15 protein-coding genes are annotated in these 15,920 nt (G+C 58.3%); 8 read left to right on the forward strand and 7 right to left on the reverse strand.

What is annotated here, in order from left to right; translation table 11 throughout:
- Window positions 1–60 precede the first annotated feature (60 nt).
- Together AAF358_09945 and folE are read left to right on the forward strand one after the other, a co-directional pair.
- Window positions 61–2,715, forward strand: a complete 2,655-nt coding sequence (locus AAF358_09945; protein ID MEM7705862.1) for a response regulator — start codon at window positions 61–63, stop codon at window positions 2,713–2,715.
- 378 nt (window positions 2,716–3,093) lie between these two features.
- The gene (gene folE / locus AAF358_09950; protein MEM7705863.1) at window positions 3,094–3,783 is read left to right on the forward strand and encodes a GTP cyclohydrolase I FolE; all 690 of its coding nucleotides are present in this window, start codon (window positions 3,094–3,096) and stop codon (window positions 3,781–3,783) included.
- A 26-nt stretch (window positions 3,784–3,809) separates the two neighbouring features.
- Here the strand turns inward: folE and AAF358_09955 are convergent, their stop codons facing one another.
- On the reverse strand, window positions 3,810–5,000 hold the full coding sequence (locus AAF358_09955) for a serine hydrolase (GenBank protein ID MEM7705864.1): 1,191 nt from the start codon (window positions 4,998–5,000) through the stop codon (window positions 3,810–3,812).
- A gap of 305 nt (window positions 5,001–5,305) precedes the next feature.
- Here AAF358_09955 and AAF358_09960 point away from each other — a divergent pair, with 305 nt between their 5' ends.
- Window positions 5,306–6,334, forward strand: a complete 1,029-nt coding sequence (locus AAF358_09960) for a serine hydrolase domain-containing protein (protein MEM7705865.1) — start codon at window positions 5,306–5,308, stop codon at window positions 6,332–6,334.
- Window positions 6,335–6,510: 176 nt separating this feature from the next.
- On the opposite strand, the gene AAF358_09965 is transcribed toward AAF358_09960, so the two are convergent.
- Entirely contained in the window at window positions 6,511–7,116 is a 606-nt protein-coding gene (locus AAF358_09965; GenBank protein ID MEM7705866.1) for a TetR/AcrR family transcriptional regulator, read from the reverse strand.
- Between the two features lie 132 nt (window positions 7,117–7,248).
- On the opposite strand from AAF358_09965, the gene AAF358_09970 reads away from it, so the two are divergent.
- The 3 genes from AAF358_09970 to AAF358_09980 are packed head-to-tail and all read left to right on the forward strand — an operon-like array spanning window position 7,249 to window position 11,644.
- Window positions 7,249–9,597, forward strand: a complete 2,349-nt coding sequence (locus tag AAF358_09970; protein MEM7705867.1) for an MMPL family transporter — start codon at window positions 7,249–7,251, stop codon at window positions 9,595–9,597.
- Between the two features lie 47 nt (window positions 9,598–9,644).
- Window positions 9,645–10,448 (forward strand): outer membrane lipoprotein-sorting protein, encoded by an 804-nt coding sequence (locus AAF358_09975; protein MEM7705868.1) that lies wholly within the window; start codon window positions 9,645–9,647, stop codon window positions 10,446–10,448.
- Window positions 10,448–11,644, forward strand: coding sequence for a hypothetical protein (locus AAF358_09980; GenBank protein ID MEM7705869.1), 1,197 nt, complete (start codon window positions 10,448–10,450; stop codon window positions 11,642–11,644). Before AAF358_09975 ends, AAF358_09980 begins: the two co-directional genes overlap by 1 nt.
- Before the next feature lie 169 nt (window positions 11,645–11,813).
- Here AAF358_09980 and AAF358_09985 read toward each other — a convergent pair whose 3' ends face one another.
- Window positions 11,814–12,338 carry a MarR family transcriptional regulator gene (locus AAF358_09985; protein ID MEM7705870.1) on the reverse strand — a complete coding sequence of 175 codons (525 nt, stop codon included), beginning with the start codon at window positions 12,336–12,338 and terminating at the stop codon, window positions 11,814–11,816.
- A gap of 71 nt (window positions 12,339–12,409) precedes the next feature.
- Here AAF358_09985 and AAF358_09990 point away from each other — a divergent pair, with 71 nt between their 5' ends.
- Window positions 12,410–13,042 carry a DUF3237 domain-containing protein gene (locus tag AAF358_09990; protein ID MEM7705871.1) on the forward strand — a complete coding sequence of 211 codons (633 nt, stop codon included), beginning with the start codon at window positions 12,410–12,412 and terminating at the stop codon, window positions 13,040–13,042.
- A 94-nt stretch (window positions 13,043–13,136) separates the two neighbouring features.
- On the opposite strand, the gene AAF358_09995 is transcribed toward AAF358_09990, so the two are convergent.
- Genes AAF358_09995 through gstA form a run of 4 tightly spaced genes read right to left on the reverse strand, consistent with a single transcriptional unit; the run spans window position 13,137 to window position 14,857 of the window.
- Window positions 13,137–13,592 carry a DMT family transporter gene (locus tag AAF358_09995; GenBank protein MEM7705872.1) on the reverse strand — a complete coding sequence of 152 codons (456 nt, stop codon included), beginning with the start codon at window positions 13,590–13,592 and terminating at the stop codon, window positions 13,137–13,139.
- Window positions 13,593–13,647: 55 nt separating this feature from the next.
- Window positions 13,648–13,866, reverse strand: coding sequence for a 4-oxalocrotonate tautomerase family protein (locus tag AAF358_10000; protein MEM7705873.1), 219 nt, complete (start codon window positions 13,864–13,866; stop codon window positions 13,648–13,650).
- Window positions 13,854–14,249 (reverse strand): nuclear transport factor 2 family protein, encoded by a 396-nt coding sequence (locus AAF358_10005; protein MEM7705874.1) that lies wholly within the window; start codon window positions 14,247–14,249, stop codon window positions 13,854–13,856. Before AAF358_10005 ends, AAF358_10000 begins: the two co-directional genes overlap by 13 nt.
- Complete coding sequence (gene gstA / locus AAF358_10010) at window positions 14,246–14,857, reverse strand: glutathione transferase GstA (GenBank protein MEM7705875.1); 612 nt, start codon at window positions 14,855–14,857, stop codon at window positions 14,246–14,248. Before gstA ends, AAF358_10005 begins: the two co-directional genes overlap by 4 nt.
- A gap of 111 nt (window positions 14,858–14,968) precedes the next feature.
- Between gstA and AAF358_10015 the strand changes: the two genes are divergently transcribed.
- Window positions 14,969–15,844, forward strand: coding sequence for a LysR family transcriptional regulator (locus AAF358_10015; protein MEM7705876.1), 876 nt, complete (start codon window positions 14,969–14,971; stop codon window positions 15,842–15,844).
- Window positions 15,845–15,920 lie beyond the last annotated feature (76 nt).

The raw sequence follows: 15,920 nt of genomic DNA on the forward strand, positions 1-15,920 counted from the left end.
TTAACCGGCCGCCATAGCCCGAATCGGCTACAATAACGTCGATTCCTGAGATGCAGTCCTATGCCACTTCGGTGTTTTGCGTTCTGGCTCGGCCTAAACCTATGTCTGTCGTTTGCGACGGTTCAGGCTCAGCCACAGGAAACGTTTGTCGCCCTGCGCGCCCTACCAAGCCCGGAACTCGAGCGGCTCCTCGACGAATCCACCACGCCCGACCCTGCGCAGCGCGGACTGATCAATCTCGTGCTAGCCGACCGCGCGATCAATCGATCGACGCTCATCGCCGAAACCTTTTTGAATGACGCTGAGCCCCTGCTGGAAGAAGGTTCACCTGCAGCCCAGTGGGCAGCAATTGTTCGCTGTCAGCTTGAGCACCGCCTGAACCGCCCGACCAAAGCCGAATCCTGTCAGCCCCTTCGCCAGGGCAATCTCAACGCGAACCGTTTTGTACAAGGGGCCGCAGAGGCGACGCTGGGATACCTCTACTACCGCGAAGGAGACCATAACCAGTCGCTTTACCACGCGGAACAAACGCTGGTTATGGCCGAGCAAATCGACGACCCGGGCCTTCGCGCATGGGCTCACAACGCGATGGGCATCCACTTCAGCACCCGCCTGCTGCCGCGTCGATCGGTACATCACCTGGAGGCTGCCTGGCGGGAAGCGGAGCGCATGCCGTTCCCAGACTTCAAGGGCGTCATTCAGCTCAATCTGGCGGGTGACTATACGTTCCTGGGCCGCCCCCAGGAGGCCCTCGCCATGCTGGAGGAAGTTAAGGCAACCCCACTGGTGGATCTCTATCCGGCCCGCAGGCTGCTGGTGCAATCGATGATCGCTCAAGCGCAGGCAGCGCTCGGCCGCACCGAGGGTGTCGAGGACGAGCTGCTGCGGGTTTGGGAGGACGTCAAAGATGAGGTGCTGCCCGACGCCGAAACCTTTGCTTATACCGGCCAGGGCTACGTGCGGCTCGCCGCCGGTGATGCCGCCGGGGCTCAGCAAAGTTTCGATCAGATTTTCCGGCTCACCGGGCAGAATCTGGAAGACGATCTGACTCATCCGAGAGTCCAGCCGATTCTCGTCCCCTACGCTCAAACGCTTCGCATTGCCGGAGACCTCGCGGGCGCACAGACGCTGTTGAGTCGGATTATCGAGAGCATCCCGGTCGACCAGCCCGATCAGCGACAGCTGGACGCCACTCGGGAACTGGCCAACATTCTCGAACAGATGGGCGACCTCGACGGCGCCCAGGAAACTCGTGAGGAAGCCGCTCGGCTGGAGACCGCGCTGTGGGACGGCAGCTTCGAATACCAGATTGCTCGATTGAACGCCTCCATGGAAACCGACCGCCGCAACGTCGAGCTAGCGCGATCGGCGGAACGAGAGTCGGCGCTACGCGAAAAAGCGGAACGGGAACAAACGCTGCGCTATCAGTCCTGGGTCATCGGCACGCTGCTGGTACTTCTGCTCCTGGGCCTGCAGTTCTGGCGAACCGAAAAGCGACTGGCCCGTACTGAACGCGAGGCCAACGAGCGGCTGGAAGAGCTAGTGGCGGTAAGGACCCAGGAACTCAAAAATGAAATGGCCGAGCGAACCCGGATTGAAGATGAGCGGCGTCAGCTCATGGAAAAGCTGTCCGAAGGTGACAAGCTCCGAGCGCTGGGTGAGCTCACCGCTGGCATTGCCCACGATTTCAACAACCTGATGACGGTCATCACGCTCACCACCGAACACCTGAAGGCATCCGACGAGCCCCGCTCAGACGAAGACGGTGAGATGCTCAGCTACATCAGCAGCGCCGCTGATACCGGCGCACGAATCACCAACCGTCTGATGGCCTATGTACGCAAGCAGCCACTTCGTCCGGAGCCGGTCGAGCTCGGCGCCTTTCTCTCCGAGTCGCTGCCCATCTTCCAGAAAACACTGGGGGAACGGATTAATCTGACCACCGATCTGGACACGTGCCAGGTCATGGTCGATAAAGGCCAGCTCACCACAGCGCTTCTGAACCTTTTTGTGAACGCGAGAGACGCGCTCGGCGACACGGGCGTTGCTTCGCTGTCGCTCAAGGCAGACGCAGGCAACGCAAAAATTACCGTTTCTGATACTGGTATTGGAATGAATGAGGAGACGATAAGGAAAGCCTGCGATCCGTTTTTCACCACCAAAAAGACGGGTGAAGGAACCGGTCTGGGCCTGTCTATGGTCTTCGGCTTCGCCCGGCAGTCGGGCGGCGATTTCCTGATCCGATCCGAACCTGGAGCAGGCACCGACGCCATTTTGCTGCTGCCCCTGTGTGATACGCAGCCCGGCGACGCTCCAGATGAGTCACAGGCGCCGGCCACACTGCCAACTGACGCCAACGTGCTCGTCGTGGAGGATCAGCAGGTCGTTCGCGACATGCTGTCCCGCACGCTCAAATCCATCGGATTGGACGTACTCTTGGCCAAAAGCGCTGACGAAGCGCTGCGACTCATTGATCCTCAAGACTTGCCCGATCTGATCATCTCGGATGTCCTGATGCCCGGTTCGATGGACGGAGCCGAGCTGGCGGCCCGGCTTCGCGAGCAGCACCCCTCATTGCCGGTGATTCTGATATCGGGAAACGCCCAGATCGAGACTCACGAATGGGCCTTTCTCCGAAAGCCGTTTTCGGTAGAGGAGCTGAAGCAAGCGGTCTCAGAGGCCCTTAGCGCCAAGAGTCGCGTGGCAACCGCCTAAAGCTGGAAAGCACCCGGCCCGATCGGGCAAAGCGGCTCGTTCCCGCAACCGTCTCACAATAAAGGTCGAGCAAGTCTCACCCATTTCGAAGGAAACGCTGGGACCGGGCCTGAAGCCGGTGACTGGAAATCTAGACAAATCGCCCTTATATCTTTGACATGTGAAGGTGCGCCGCCCGCACAATTGCTGACGAAACAGACAGTTGCTATGCTTTCTGACGCACCTACACAGGTTGGTCACAAGCCATTGACGGCGGCCTCACCGCCCCAAACGCACGCTGTAACCTCCTAAACGCCCCGCGTCTCAACCGTCCGCACCCAGTTGCCGCGACGGTTCGTCCGGACGGCGAGGCCTACGAACTTGACCGGAGAAAACGCCATGAGCACTGCTGCGCTAACCCTGTCCGACGCTGCCACCGCAGACGCGCACCTGACCCCTGAGGCCATTTTGGTCCGCGACGCGCTCGTGGCCGCCGGTCTGGAAACTCCGATGCGAGAAACCGGCTTGAGCCCGAAGCAAAAGTACGAACGCATCCAGCGCCTGATGGGCGACGTGGTGGAGACGCTGGGCCTGGACCTCACCGACGACAGTCTGGCCGAAACCCCCCACCGGATCGCCAAAATGTATGTGCACGAGATCTTTTCCGGTCTTGACTACCGTCACTTCCCCAAGCTGTCGCTGATCGACAACAAAATGGGCGCTGATGAGATGGTTAAGGTGCGCGACATCGACCTGACCAGCACCTGTGAGCACCACTTCGTGACGATCGACGGCACGGCCAAGGTAGCCTACATTCCGGCAGACAAGATCATCGGCCTGAGTAAAATCAACCGCATTGTGCAGTTCTTTGGACAACGCCCCCAGGTGCAGGAGCGCCTGACGCGGCAGATCCTGGTTGCGCTTCAGACGCTGCTTGGCACGGAAAACGTCGGCGTGAGCATCGACGCAGTGCACTACTGCGTGAAGTCGCGCGGCATCAAAGACAGCAACTCACAGACGAGCACCACCGCCCTGGGCGGCTGCTTCCGCGAGAACATCCACACCCGCGCCGAGTTTCTGAATCCTTAAAGAACCTTCAACGTGCCGTTGCGACGCTAGTTCGTTGCGACGGCGCGGCTCAGGGCCCGAAACAGCGAAAGCTGCAGGATCATATCTTCGGTAGTAAAGGCGGCGTCACGTGCGCTGTGCTGAGCGATCACCACCTTCCTTTGGGTATCGATGTAAATGGCTTGGCCGAAGATGCCAGAGGCACGGAAAACCCCCTCTCGCTCGAGCCACCAGAAATAGCCATAACCCGGAAACGCTTTCGACGGAGACGTCGATTCCTGCATCCAGCCTTCGGGCAAGACACGAGTCCCATCCGGCAACCGACCGTCATTCATCGCAAACACGCCCAGCCTCGCGTAGTCGCGAAGCGTCGCGTTGATGCAGCAGCCGCCAAACTCTCCGCCGCCGGGCTCCGTGAGATTCCAGCTAGCGTCGAACTCCATCCCCATCGGGATCCAGATCCTCTCAGACAGATACGTTGCCAGGTTGTTACCGATAGCCGAGCGCAGCAGCGTACCAGCGAGATTGGTTTCCGCCGTGTTGTAGTTGAACCGCTGGCCAGGAGGCGCCGCATTCAGCTTGCTCCCTAGGAACTCATAGAGCGCCAGCGTTTCCCAGTTGGCGGTACTGACGTCGGAAGTCGGGTCGTCGTAATCTTCGTTCCACTCGACACCGGAGGCCATCTGAAGCAGATTGCGTATGGTGGACTGTTCGTAGGACGAGCCTTTGAGACGCGGCAGATAATCAGTCACACGTTCGTCGACGCTCTCGATGTATCCATCCTGTATGGCGGCCCCGATCAGCATCGACACCACCGACTTGGCAACGGAAAACGAAACCCAGGGTGTGTCCTTGGCGTTGCCCAGCGCGTAGCGCTCATAGCGGATTGTCCCGTCCTTTAGCACCAACAGGCCGGCCACGTTTTTGCGTTTCATGTACTCCCGAGTGGTCAACACACCTCCACCCGCATCAAACTCGAGCTCATCCAAGTCGACTTCCGCCACGGGGAACGGTCGGGGCTTCGCGGCCGCTGCAATCCGACGAGTCGGGAGGATGCGCGTCATATTGCGGAATCCGGCGACCTTCTGGGCAGAGTTCCAGAACAGCAACCGCTCGGGGGGCCCAAAATGCGACGAGTCATCCGCCGGATCAATGGACGGCGCTTCCGCGCCACACCAGACAGGCATGGCGAGCAGGAGAGCCAGAAAGGGTTTAGCAACGCCACGGCGTGTCTTCATCAACTTGAGTCTCCCGTTGCGAGCGACAATGGTTGGGGACCACATGTTACGAGACACGGCTCGCTAGGACTATGTGTTGTGGCCTGTACTTCAGCAGCGGTGGCGTCGAGAATTGGCGGATTGTGGCAGCCAGACGGTGATCGGCAACCCATGAGCAGGAAGTGATTGTGGACTCAGAAAATTGGAAGATTGGGATATCACTCGGGTGGTGGCGGCATCTATGCTGGGTCCTGGTGGCGGCCTCAGTGATCAGTTGCTCGGGGGAGAGCACCGATAAGGCCCCGGACCCGTCGATAAGCGACGCCGTGCTCAAGAAACGATTGGAGGCGCTTCAACAGAGCCGACCAGAAATCCCGGGGTTTGCCGTTGCCGTGGTCACCTTCGACGGTGCTGCTGCTTCAGCGGCAACCGGTAAAGCCGATCCTGACGGCAGGCCTATGACCGCCGATACGCCTGCGCGCATCGCTTCGATCACCAAAACATTTGTCGCGGCCACAGCCTTACGGCTTTGGGAACAGGGTTTGATCGACCTGGATGCCCCCATCAGTGCCCTCATCAGCAGTGCCCACAATGCGCTGCTCACAGGCGACGGTTATGACACAAACGCCATAACGCTACGCCAGCTGTTGATGCATGCCAGCGGGATGGACGATCACTTCGCCAGCGATGCCTTTAGAGATATGGCACTGGCTGATCCGCAGCGTGTCTGGACCCGTACCGATCAACTTGAGGTGCTGGTTGAAACCAGCGATCCGCTAGGGCCACCAGGTGAGCGCTTCTCGTATTCCGACTCAGGCTACCTGCTGATCGGCGAGATCATCGAAAGAACAACCGGCAAAACGTTGTCCGCGAGCATCTGGGAGCTGTTAAAGCTAAATGATATCGGGCTAAAGAACAGCTGGTGGGACGAAGAAAGGCCTTCATCGGCATCAGGCCCTGATCGCGCTCATCAGTGGCTGAGCGGCCTCGACAGCTATCCCATTCACGGCAGTGTTGATGCCTTTGGGGGTGGTGGAATCGTCGCGAGCGTTGAAGACGTAGCGCGCTTTTTTGCTGCGCTGTTCAACGGGAAGATCTTCGACGATCCCGCCACGCTCCAGCTCATGATGGAAGCGCCAGGCCACCCTTCGGGGAGCCCTTATCGCATCGGCTTATTTGCCGGCGAGATTGACGGCAACCCAAGCTACGGTCACGGCGGTTTCTGGGGCACGGACGCGCAGGTTGTGCCATCGCTTGGAATTGCGGTAGCGAGCGTCAGCCTAGACCAAAGCGGAATGCCGGATATTCAGGAGCTAGACAGTAATATTGCTCGCGTCGCGATAACACAGCCATAGATGCAGAGTCGTGTTCGAGGGAAACCATCGCCAGAGAAAGCTGACTGGGTTCTGAAATCTCAGGTTTGGTTCGCAGCTTTGGCGTAGCCGCCTCTGGTGCTAAGAGCAGCATCAGCATTGGGAGGCCCGTCGACAAAATTGTTTTGTGCACTGCACTGAGAGCTATTGACCAAGCTTCAGTACGGCAGGTTCTCCTCGGAAAACAGCGCCCGAATCACGCTTTCAGAGCGTCGCTTTGGCTGCGTGTAGGGTTGGGATTCCAGCGACAGCCGGACGCGGACGTACGTCAGCCCCTCCCACATAGAAATCAGATAATCCGCCAGGTCGCTGGCTCGGCTCTTATGCTGAATAAACCCGGACTGTTTGCCGTGCTCGATCAGTCGAGTCATCTCCTCGTGAGATCGACCGTACGCGTTCTGGTAGAAGAGTTTGGCGATATCCGGATGCTGCCGCGCTTCCTCGTGCATCGTTTGATCGAGCTGCGCGCAAAAGTCTGAGTTCAGCAGCCGCAGCAGCTGTGCCCCGTAATCGCGGAGGGCGAGCCAGAACGCTTCGGGGGTGGCGGGCAGCGGCTGGTTGTCGATGGAAAAAGCATCACCCTCAGTCTTGACGAGCGCCTTGAGCACGCCCGCCATATCGCCGAAGTAACGATAGAGCGTGGTTTTCGACACGCTAGCCTCGCGACAGAGCTGGTCCGTCGATACGGCGGAATAGCCTTCGGCTAGGAAGATCTTTCGCGCGGCCTCCAAGATGCGCTGCTCGCTGTTTGCACTTCGTGACATCGGTGTTCCTAAAGTTTGCCCGTCAGATTATCCACAAAGATATGCCTTAAGGCTTGCGATACCCATAACAGTACTGTACCGTATCATTCTAATGATACGATACCGTATCGTACAATTTTCTACGGAGCAGTCATGAAGGGAACCAATCTTGGTGAGGAATTGGGTCGGCGCGTCGCCTCATCGAGCATTCGCGCGCGCTGGATCGTCATTGCCGTAACCTGCCTGGTCAGCCTCGGTTTGGGCTACGGCGCAAGCTCGCTGCAATTTGCCGGCGACTATCGGGTTTTCTTTGGCCCAAAGAACCCCGACTTTGTTGCCAACGAAAGTGCACAAGGGACTTTCGGAAAACCCGATAACCTGGCGTTTGTCGTCATCGCTTCCGATGGCGATGTCTACGATCAGCGCACTCTTGAGGCAGTCCATAAGCTCACGGACGCAGCGTGGCGCCTACCCTACGTCTCCCGCGTGGATAGCCTCACAAACTTCCAGAATACCCAGGGCGTCGAAGACGACTTAATCGTGGAGGACCTGGTCCCCAGCCCTTCGGAGCTGACGCCGCTGCTTTTGGCAGAGCTGCGCCAGACGGCCGAGAGTGAACCGTTGCTCAACGGATTTGTGGTTTCGCCAGACGGCGGGGCGACAATCGTCAACGCCGTCGTTCAGCTGCCGGTGGATGTGCCTAACGCTTCGTCGCTAATTGCGAAGCAGGCTGGCGCCATACGGAACGGAATTCTTGCCGTTCACCCCGAGCTGGAGATCCATATCACGGGCGTCGCGGCGCTTAGCGCGGCGTTCGAGCAGGCGGGTCTGAGAGATTCCTCCACCCTCATTCCGCTCGTTTATCTGCTGATTCTCTTCGTCATGTTTCTCACGCTACGGTCGTTGGCCGCCGTGTTCGCCAGCCTCCTCCTCATCGCGCTGTCAACGATGGTCGGTGTAGGCGTGGGCGGCTGGACCGGCGTTGCGCTTACACCCATATCGCTTTCGGCGCCGACGATTATCCTCACCATCGCCGTCGCTGATGCAATTCATCTCATTGCGGGTATCCGAAGTGCCATGCTCGACGGCGCGAACCGACACGAAGCCATTGTTGCCGCAACCGGGCTCAATTTCACTCCGATTCTGGTCACGTCGGTCACCACCATCGTTGGCTTTCTTACGCTCAATTTTTCTGACAGTCCGCCGTTTCATCACCTGGGGAACATGAGTGCCGCCGGCATTGCCGCTGCCTGGCTGATGTCAGTAACTCTCCTGCCTGCGCTGCTTTCGGTGCTACCGCTGAACTTCAAGGCCGGAGAGGGGCGCGCCACGGTCACCACGGCACTCGTGAATACCGGCAGCCTCATTGCAAAGCGACCCAGGGCGGTCCTGCTGAGCACCCTGCTGGCCACGGGCGCCGTCATCGCCGCGATACCGACGATGGAACTGAACGATCAGTGGTCTACGTACTTTTCGCCGTCACTCGAGTTTCGTCAGGCGATCACGGCTACCGAGCCCTACTTCGGCTCAGATCAAATCGAGTTTGTGTTGGACCCCGGCACAACCGGCGGCGTGACCGACCCGCAGTTTTTGCGGACGGTTGATGAGTTTGCTCAGTTTCTCCGGGGTCAGCCTGGTTCGGTTGCCCACGTCTTTGCGATCTCCGACATCATGAAACGCGTGAATCGGAACATGAATGGTGACGATCCGAGTTACTACGCGATTCCAGAAAGTCAGACGCTGGCATCGCAATATCTGCTGGTCTACGAGCTTTCGCTTCCTTACGGCTTAGACCTGAACAACCGCGTCGATATCGATCGACGGTCTACGCGGATCACGGCAACCATGAAGGATATCTCGACGACTGAGACCAAAGCTTTTCTGCGCCGGGTCCAAGACTGGTTCGCGGAAAACGGTCGTGGCTACAACATGGACATTACCGGATCCATGGTGCTGTTTTCTTTTGTGGCGGAACGCAACATCGCCGCCATGTTTGAGGGCGCGGTTTATCTGGTACTCGCGATATTCGTCATTCTCGCGATTTCCTTTCGCTCTCTGATAGTTGGACTGATCAGTCTGCTCCCGAACGCGTTGCCGATCCTCGCGACGTTCGGCATTTGGGCTTTGCTCGTGGGCTCGGTGGGCTTCTCCATTGCCGCCGTCGGTGCCGTTGCGGTGGGCCTGGTCGTCGACTTTACTGTCCATTTTCTATCCAAGTATCTGCGAGCAAGACGAACGGCGGGGATGGACCCAGAACACGCCGTGCGCTACGCGTTCCAAACGGCCGGCGCAGCGATCTTCGCGACAACCGTGATCCTGGCGGCGGGTTTTGCCATTCTGGTGACGTCGAGTTTCAAGCTCAACGCCGATCTCGGTCTGCTGACGGCCATTGCCGTGGTCCTCGCCATGGTGATCAATTTTCTCTTGCTGCCTAGCCTGTTCCTCTCATTTGGGCGAAGCACAGTGGTCCAGCCTACGTCTCCGAATCCCGGCACCGCGTAGGACGCCATTCCAAACCCCAGCATCCATTTTTGCCTAGGAGAACCATCATGAAACAACTCACGGTTGTTACGAGAACCGTGCTGGCAGCTGCCGTCATTTTCCTGGCGTCAGCGACACCAGCCTTGACTGAAGAGGCCAAGGAACGAGGCTTAGCCATCGCAAAACGCTCGGACTTGAGCGACGCAGGCTTTGGGTCGAGCAGCGTAGAGCTCACGATGACGCTGAGTGACCCCAGCGGGCGGACCACCACGCGCGAAATGCGGATCGACACGTTGGAGAAAAGCGGCGAAGGCAATGGCGATCGTTCGTTGACCGTCTTTTTCACCCCGCGCGACGTGGAAGGCACCGCGCTGCTGTCACACGCAAAAATCCTCGTTTCCGATGATCAATGGCTTTATCTACCCGCCCTTCGCCGGACCAAACGAATTTCGTCAGCCAACAAATCGGGGCCTTTTGTGGGATCTGAGTTTGCGTTCGAAGATTTGACGTCCAATGAGCTGGGCAAATACGAGTACACCTACCTTGAGACGCGCGTCGTAGACGGCATAGAAATGGACGTTGTGGAGTGTGTGCCCCGCTACGAGCGCTCCGGATACTCCAAGCTCTTGTGCTATTTCGACACCGAACACTTCCAGTCTCGCCGGATCGAGTTCTTTGACCGCGGCGGCCAGCCGCTGAAGACCCTCGTGCTGGAAGACTACCGCCAATACAACGAGTTCTGGCGGCCCCACAAGCAGACGATGACCAATCATCTGACGGGCAAAGTGACCATCATCGAGTCTGCCGAGTATGAGTTTGGGGTGGACTTCGATCGGGAGGACTTTGAGCCCGCGGTGCTGGATCGACTTTGATGAGACGCACCAGGGCACTAGGGCTGCTTTGCGTTTTTTGCCTGGCTGTTTCGTCGGTTGGCGCCCGCGGGCTAAGCATCAGACCGGAGCTGTCGATCGAGGCCCGCGGTTTCGCAGACGAACCTCAGTTTCCCGATCAGCTCGCTACTGCGCAGCTTGGCGTAGTGCTGACCGGGCAGGCGTCCTGGCGCAGCCGTGACCGCAAAACTCGCTTTGATTTTGAGCCTTACATCAGGCTAGACAATCGCGATTCGCGGCGCACCTACGCGGATATCCGGGAACTCAGTTTTTCCAAAGACTTTGGCACTTGGGACGTTCTCTTTGGGGTGTCCCAGGTATTCTGGGGAGTCGCGGAGTCACGTAACGTCGTCGACGTCATTAACCAGATTGATGCCGTCGAAGACCTGGACGAGGGTGAAAAGCTGGGGCAACCGATGCTGCGCGCTGCGCGCTCCCTGGGTCCGGGCAACATCGAACTGTTTTACCTGCCCTACTTTCGCGAACGGGCGTTCGCCGGGCGAGACGGACGCCTCCGGTTCTCGCCTACCGTCGACGCTAGCAACATTTCTTACGAACGCGATGGCGAAGCCTGGGCCGGAGACTGGGCGCTACGCTATACCCAGCGCCGCGGCGCGTTAGACCTGGGTCTCCATGCCTTCAGTGGGACCAACCGCAATCCCTTCTTGGCGTTGTCCGAATCGGGTGAACGATTGCTCCAGACCTATCAGTCTCTGGATCAGGTAGGGGTTGATCTGCAGCTGACTCGCGGCGCATGGCTCCTCAAGGGCGAGTGGGTTGCCGCGGAATCAGGCGGCAACTCCTACCGCATCTGGGTTGCCGGTTTCGAATATACGCTGTTTGGACTCGGCGGTACCGCCGCGGACCTGGGGCTGATTGCAGAACACTTGCGCGACACTCGCGACCTCACGAAAGCGCCGATCACGGTGTTTGATGACGACACCTTTGCCGGGCTGAGACTGACGCTAAACGACAGTCAGGATACCGAGCTGCTCGCGGGCTTAATCCGGGATCACCGCACCAGCGCGATCCAGTATTCAGCCGAGTTCCAGCGGCGTATCGGTGCTCGGAACCTGCTCGAGCTTGAGGCGCGGGTGTTTAGCGGCGGTGACGACACATTAATTACGGCATTTTCGGCCGATGATTTTCTGACAGCTCGTTGGACGGTGTTCTTCTAGGCCGACCTGCACCAATTCAGTTAACTCCTCAGCCGAAGAGCCCCGAAACGCTGGAAACTATAACGCCGTTTCCTTACTGGCTGTGCTTCCGACTTAGCACCGTCGGTCAAAGGTAAGAAGTCCCCGGTTGCTTGAGTGGAAACCGACGTTCGTTTCTTTGGTAGCTCGGCTAGACGGCGTTTCCCCTTATGGGACATTGACGACACAAACGGACTTCACACAAGCGGCAGATCCTGTGTTTTGCCATTTCCGTTTCGGGCAGGTTCGCCAGGACCTTTTCCAGAAGATTACCCAGGTGTTGACGATCCTGTGCGGATAGCCCTTTTAATCCTGCCTCCAGAACATCCAGCCGCCTGCTCAGCAGCTTTTTCCGCAGCCTGCTGCCTTTTAGGGTTAGATGCAGTGCGACAGCGCGACCATCCTCCCCTTTTCTTCGCTCAACGAGACCGTCATCCTCGAGTCTGTCGATCAGGCGCACAGTGCCTGGATGAGAACGGCCAAGGACCTGCCGCAACGTTTCTACCGCAAGCCCCGGTGCATATCCGACCACCACCAGCGCCGCCGCGGATTCGCCCTTTCGATGCAAGACCTCGTCGAGCCCCGACCGAATCCGATCGTTGAGCGCGATGGCGACTGCGCCAAGCAAATTGGTTGTTTTATCCACGGTCGCAATGTAAATCCCGCGACTTGCCATTTCAATTATTGCCTGGACATTTATATGCATGCCGCATATATTTAATTTAAGTCAACCAGGACCTCTTTACCGTGACAGACAACCCTCGTAGACAGTTTCTGGTGGGTGCCGGTATGGCCGGCGGCGCAGCGATAGCAGGCGCGGTTAGCGCCCAAACGCCCACCGCAAAGACCCTGCCGCCCGAAAGCTATCGTGAGGCGGTCCTCCGGCCAGATGGCTGGGACGCCAAAACCGCGCCCGGGCTTAGCTTTCTTTTTGAAGCGCGCGTAAAGCTCTATCTCCCTCCGCTGACGGTGGGTTCAACGCCTGAGGGCAATCGCATCATCTACGTCGTGAAGGAGGGCACCTTCGAAGGACCACACCTGAAAGGCCGTGTCGTAGCCAACTCCGGCGCGGACTGGGTTCGCATTCGAACGGACGGGACCGGCGTGCTGGACGTCCGGTTCTGCCTTGAGACCCACGATAAAGCGTTGCTTTATGTGTACTGGCAGGGCCGATTTTGGACTAACGCAGAGCACGCCGAATACGCGTTAGACCTAACGAAACCCGACGACCCTGATGGCGCGTGGCGTTACTATTTCCGTACCGCTCCGCTATTTGAGACCGGTGATCCGCGATACGCATGGCTTAACAACGTCGTTGCTGTCAGCAAATCCAGGACCGGTGACGGCGGTCCAATTCATCGGGTTTTCGCCGTTACCTGATGAGAGCCATCAGAGCCGTGACGAAACACCCAAGACGTCATTCGCGGCTGCCCTCCGATGTCCCGGCAAGCCCTCAGAGGAAACACCGGCACCATTAGTTAACAGGCTTGGAGATCGACAGGTATGCGCCAATCACCATGCACGAAAAACCCAACACCCGGCGCGGCGTCAAGGGCGACTGTGGTGCGCCTAGCGCTCCAAACTGGTCGATCACGGCTGCGCTGGTCAGCTGGCCGAGAAGGACCAGCACGATAGCGTTTGCGAAGCCAATGTGGGAGGCGGCCAGAGGGACAACAAAGATATAAAAGAGGAACAAAAGACCGGGCGTCATGTGTCCTCGGGAAACATCATCGAAGTTCGGCATAGCAAAGCCCTCAACCGCCAGAAAAAGCAGTCCAGCGACTGTGGTTGCCACCAGCGACAGAATCAGAACGGCCCCAATAGGGCTACCAAGCTGAACACCCAGATTTGCGTTTATCATCGCCATGACCGGTATCCCGGCTCCCGCCAATATGACTAAAGGAAACAGGTACGTTAGTACTTGCTGCATCACGACCACCCTGCGTCAGCGGCGCACCCGCATGGATGCGCCGCTTGGAGAACACTCAAGATTGGGAGCGGATGTCGGTGATGGACTCACCACCGATGCCCCAGTTATCCGTATCGATCTCATCGATTACGACAACGGTGGTCGCAGGGGATTTGCCCAGGACGTCTTGCAGCAGCCCCGTGACGCCCTCGATCAGCTGCAGTTTCGCTCCTGCACTTGGACCCGTCCCGTCGCGACCACCCTCACGCGTCACCTTAATTTTTACGTAGGGCATGACTTCGCTCCCTGTTCTTCGAACGTAAAAACCTTGGCGATGACCTGCCAGCCACGTTCCGTAGTAACGAGCGTCAACGCGTCCTCATAGCCGCGTCCCAACATTGCACAGCTCGCTCTTACGGTCGCCACCTGGTCGTTGACCAAGTTGATCTCCGCCACGCGAAAATCGCGGACCTCCCCTCGCTCCAGCGGAGACTTACGCTCATCAATCTCGTCGAGGTACGCGTCCAGCGACAGTGTCAGGTGATGGCCCGTGGTGGCGTTGACGTAAAGCAGATCGGGATGAAACACCGGCCGCAGTAAGCTGCTGTCCGCCCGATATAGCCCGTCAAAGTAGCGGTCCATCACACCAAGCACGCTAGCAACAGCGGGGGCGGTCATGACCCAATTCCTTCAGCCTGGATTGCAGCAAGGACGGTCGGACGTTCTGCGATACGCGATACAAAGCCGGAGAGGTGAGGCCAGCGGCCAAGGTCGATTTGCTGCACCCGAGCCCAGCCTGCAACGACAAAAAGATAGGCGTCCGCCGGCGAGAATCGCTCGTCGACAAGGTATTGCCGACCGTCAGCCAGCAAGGCTTCGAGATAATCAAACTTGGAGGCAACCTTTGCGCGCGCATCCGCCTTGGCAGACTCATCAGACGATTTGGCAAACAACGGACTAAACGCTTTGTGCAGCTCCGAGGCGGTGTAGTTCAGGTACTCCTGGAGTCGGGCGCGTGACACCGTTCCCGGCGCCGGCAGCTCGATTTGATCTGGCGCTGAGTCCGCAATGAACTGCAGGACGGCGGCACCTTCACTCAGGACCTCTCCGGAATCCAGCTCGAGCGCGGGGACATAACCTTTGGAGTTAACCGCAGCGAATTTCTGTCCGCTCTCGGTCAGGCCCGTACTCGGGTCAACCGCCTCGAGTTCAAAGTCTGCACCCACTTCTCGCAGCAGAATATGGCTAGCCAGGGAGCAAGCGCCGGGTATGTAGTAAAGCTTCATGTTTTTGTCCTTTAAGGGTTAAGGGAGCCAATATCGTGGACGCAAACCCGAAACATAGATAACATCGTATTTTCATATATATGATCTATTAAATAGATCATTGAAACGAAGATGACCTTGGATCAACTGCAGGCGCTTGAGGCCATTGTTGCCACCGGAACGTTCCGAGGGGCCGCTGACCGGCTGCACAAAGCGCAGTCCGCGATCAGCCACAAAATCCGCAAGCTGGAAGCCGAGCTCGAGTTCGACCTTTTCTCTCGCTCGGATTACCGCCCGAAGCTCACCCCGCGGGGAGAGATCTTTTTTCGAGATTCACTACGCATCCTGAACGGCATGCAGGCGCTCAAGGCAACCGCAGCAGAGTTGCGGTCGGAGCAGGAAGCATCGGTCACCATATCGGTCAGCGCGACCATGCCCCTTGATCCGCTTCTGGAGGTCCTGGGGCCGATCAGTGAGGCTTATCCGGCCACCCACATTCGAGTATTCACCGACATGATGGGCGGCCCGATATCGCGACTGATGAGCGGCGAGGCTGACCTGATCCTGGCAACGTTGTCAGGCGTTTCCGTCGACGATGTGGAGACCCTGCCCGTCGGATCGGTCACGATTCGCCCCGTATGCAGCCCCATCTTCGAACCCGCTGACTTTCCCGGCGTGCGTTCGATTGCGGAAATGCAAACCTATTGCCAGGTGGTGGTCGCTGATACGGTCGGCGGCGACTTTGAGCAAAGCCGGGACGTGCTCCCGGGCGGCCGGCGCTGGACGGTCTCCGATTTCGCCATGAAGAAGTCCATTCTGCTTGCGGGGCTTGGCTGGGGCGGTATGCCGGAACATCTGATTGAAGAGGAGCTGGCTTCAGGAGCGCTGACAAGACTGGATGTCGAAGGCTTTCGAGCGCGCCACTCAGAAATCTACGCCGTGCGAAAGCGGGGAAAAGATGTCGGTAGAGTTCAAACCGAATTGTGGAAGTCGTTATCAAATCGCTAAATCGGCGGTTGCTCGGCCTCAGGTTCCAGCTTTCGCTCCAAGTAACAACGAATACACGGTCTCGGTAAGCGTTGAC

Source organism: Pseudomonadota bacterium (assembly GCA_039033415.1).
GTDB lineage: Bacteria > Pseudomonadota > Gammaproteobacteria > Xanthomonadales > SZUA-38 > JANQOZ01.

Bases quoted from the DNA above. Each gene is read 5' to 3' on its own strand.
- AAF358_09945 (MEM7705862.1), top strand. From the start codon at position 61: ATGCCACTTCGGTGTTTTGCGTTCTGGCTCGGCCTAAACCTATGTCTG.
- folE (MEM7705863.1), top strand. From the start codon at position 3,094: ATGAGCACTGCTGCGCTAACCCTGTCCGACGCTGCCACCGCAGACGCG.
- AAF358_09955 (MEM7705864.1), bottom strand. From the start codon at position 5,000: ATGAAGACACGCCGTGGCGTTGCTAAACCCTTTCTGGCTCTCCTGCTC.
- AAF358_09965 (MEM7705866.1), bottom strand. From the start codon at position 7,116: ATGTCACGAAGTGCAAACAGCGAGCAGCGCATCTTGGAGGCCGCGCGA.
- AAF358_09970 (MEM7705867.1), top strand. From the start codon at position 7,249: ATGAAGGGAACCAATCTTGGTGAGGAATTGGGTCGGCGCGTCGCCTCA.
- AAF358_09975 (MEM7705868.1), top strand. From the start codon at position 9,645: ATGAAACAACTCACGGTTGTTACGAGAACCGTGCTGGCAGCTGCCGTC.
- AAF358_09980 (MEM7705869.1), top strand. From the start codon at position 10,448: ATGAGACGCACCAGGGCACTAGGGCTGCTTTGCGTTTTTTGCCTGGCT.
- AAF358_09985 (MEM7705870.1), bottom strand. From the start codon at position 12,338: ATGGCAAGTCGCGGGATTTACATTGCGACCGTGGATAAAACAACCAAT.
- AAF358_09995 (MEM7705872.1), bottom strand. From the start codon at position 13,592: ATGCAGCAAGTACTAACGTACCTGTTTCCTTTAGTCATATTGGCGGGA.
- AAF358_10000 (MEM7705873.1), bottom strand. From the start codon at position 13,866: ATGCCCTACGTAAAAATTAAGGTGACGCGTGAGGGTGGTCGCGACGGG.
- AAF358_10005 (MEM7705874.1), bottom strand. From the start codon at position 14,249: ATGACCGCCCCCGCTGTTGCTAGCGTGCTTGGTGTGATGGACCGCTAC.
- gstA (MEM7705875.1), bottom strand. From the start codon at position 14,857: ATGAAGCTTTACTACATACCCGGCGCTTGCTCCCTGGCTAGCCATATT.
- AAF358_10015 (MEM7705876.1), top strand. From the start codon at position 14,969: ATGACCTTGGATCAACTGCAGGCGCTTGAGGCCATTGTTGCCACCGGA.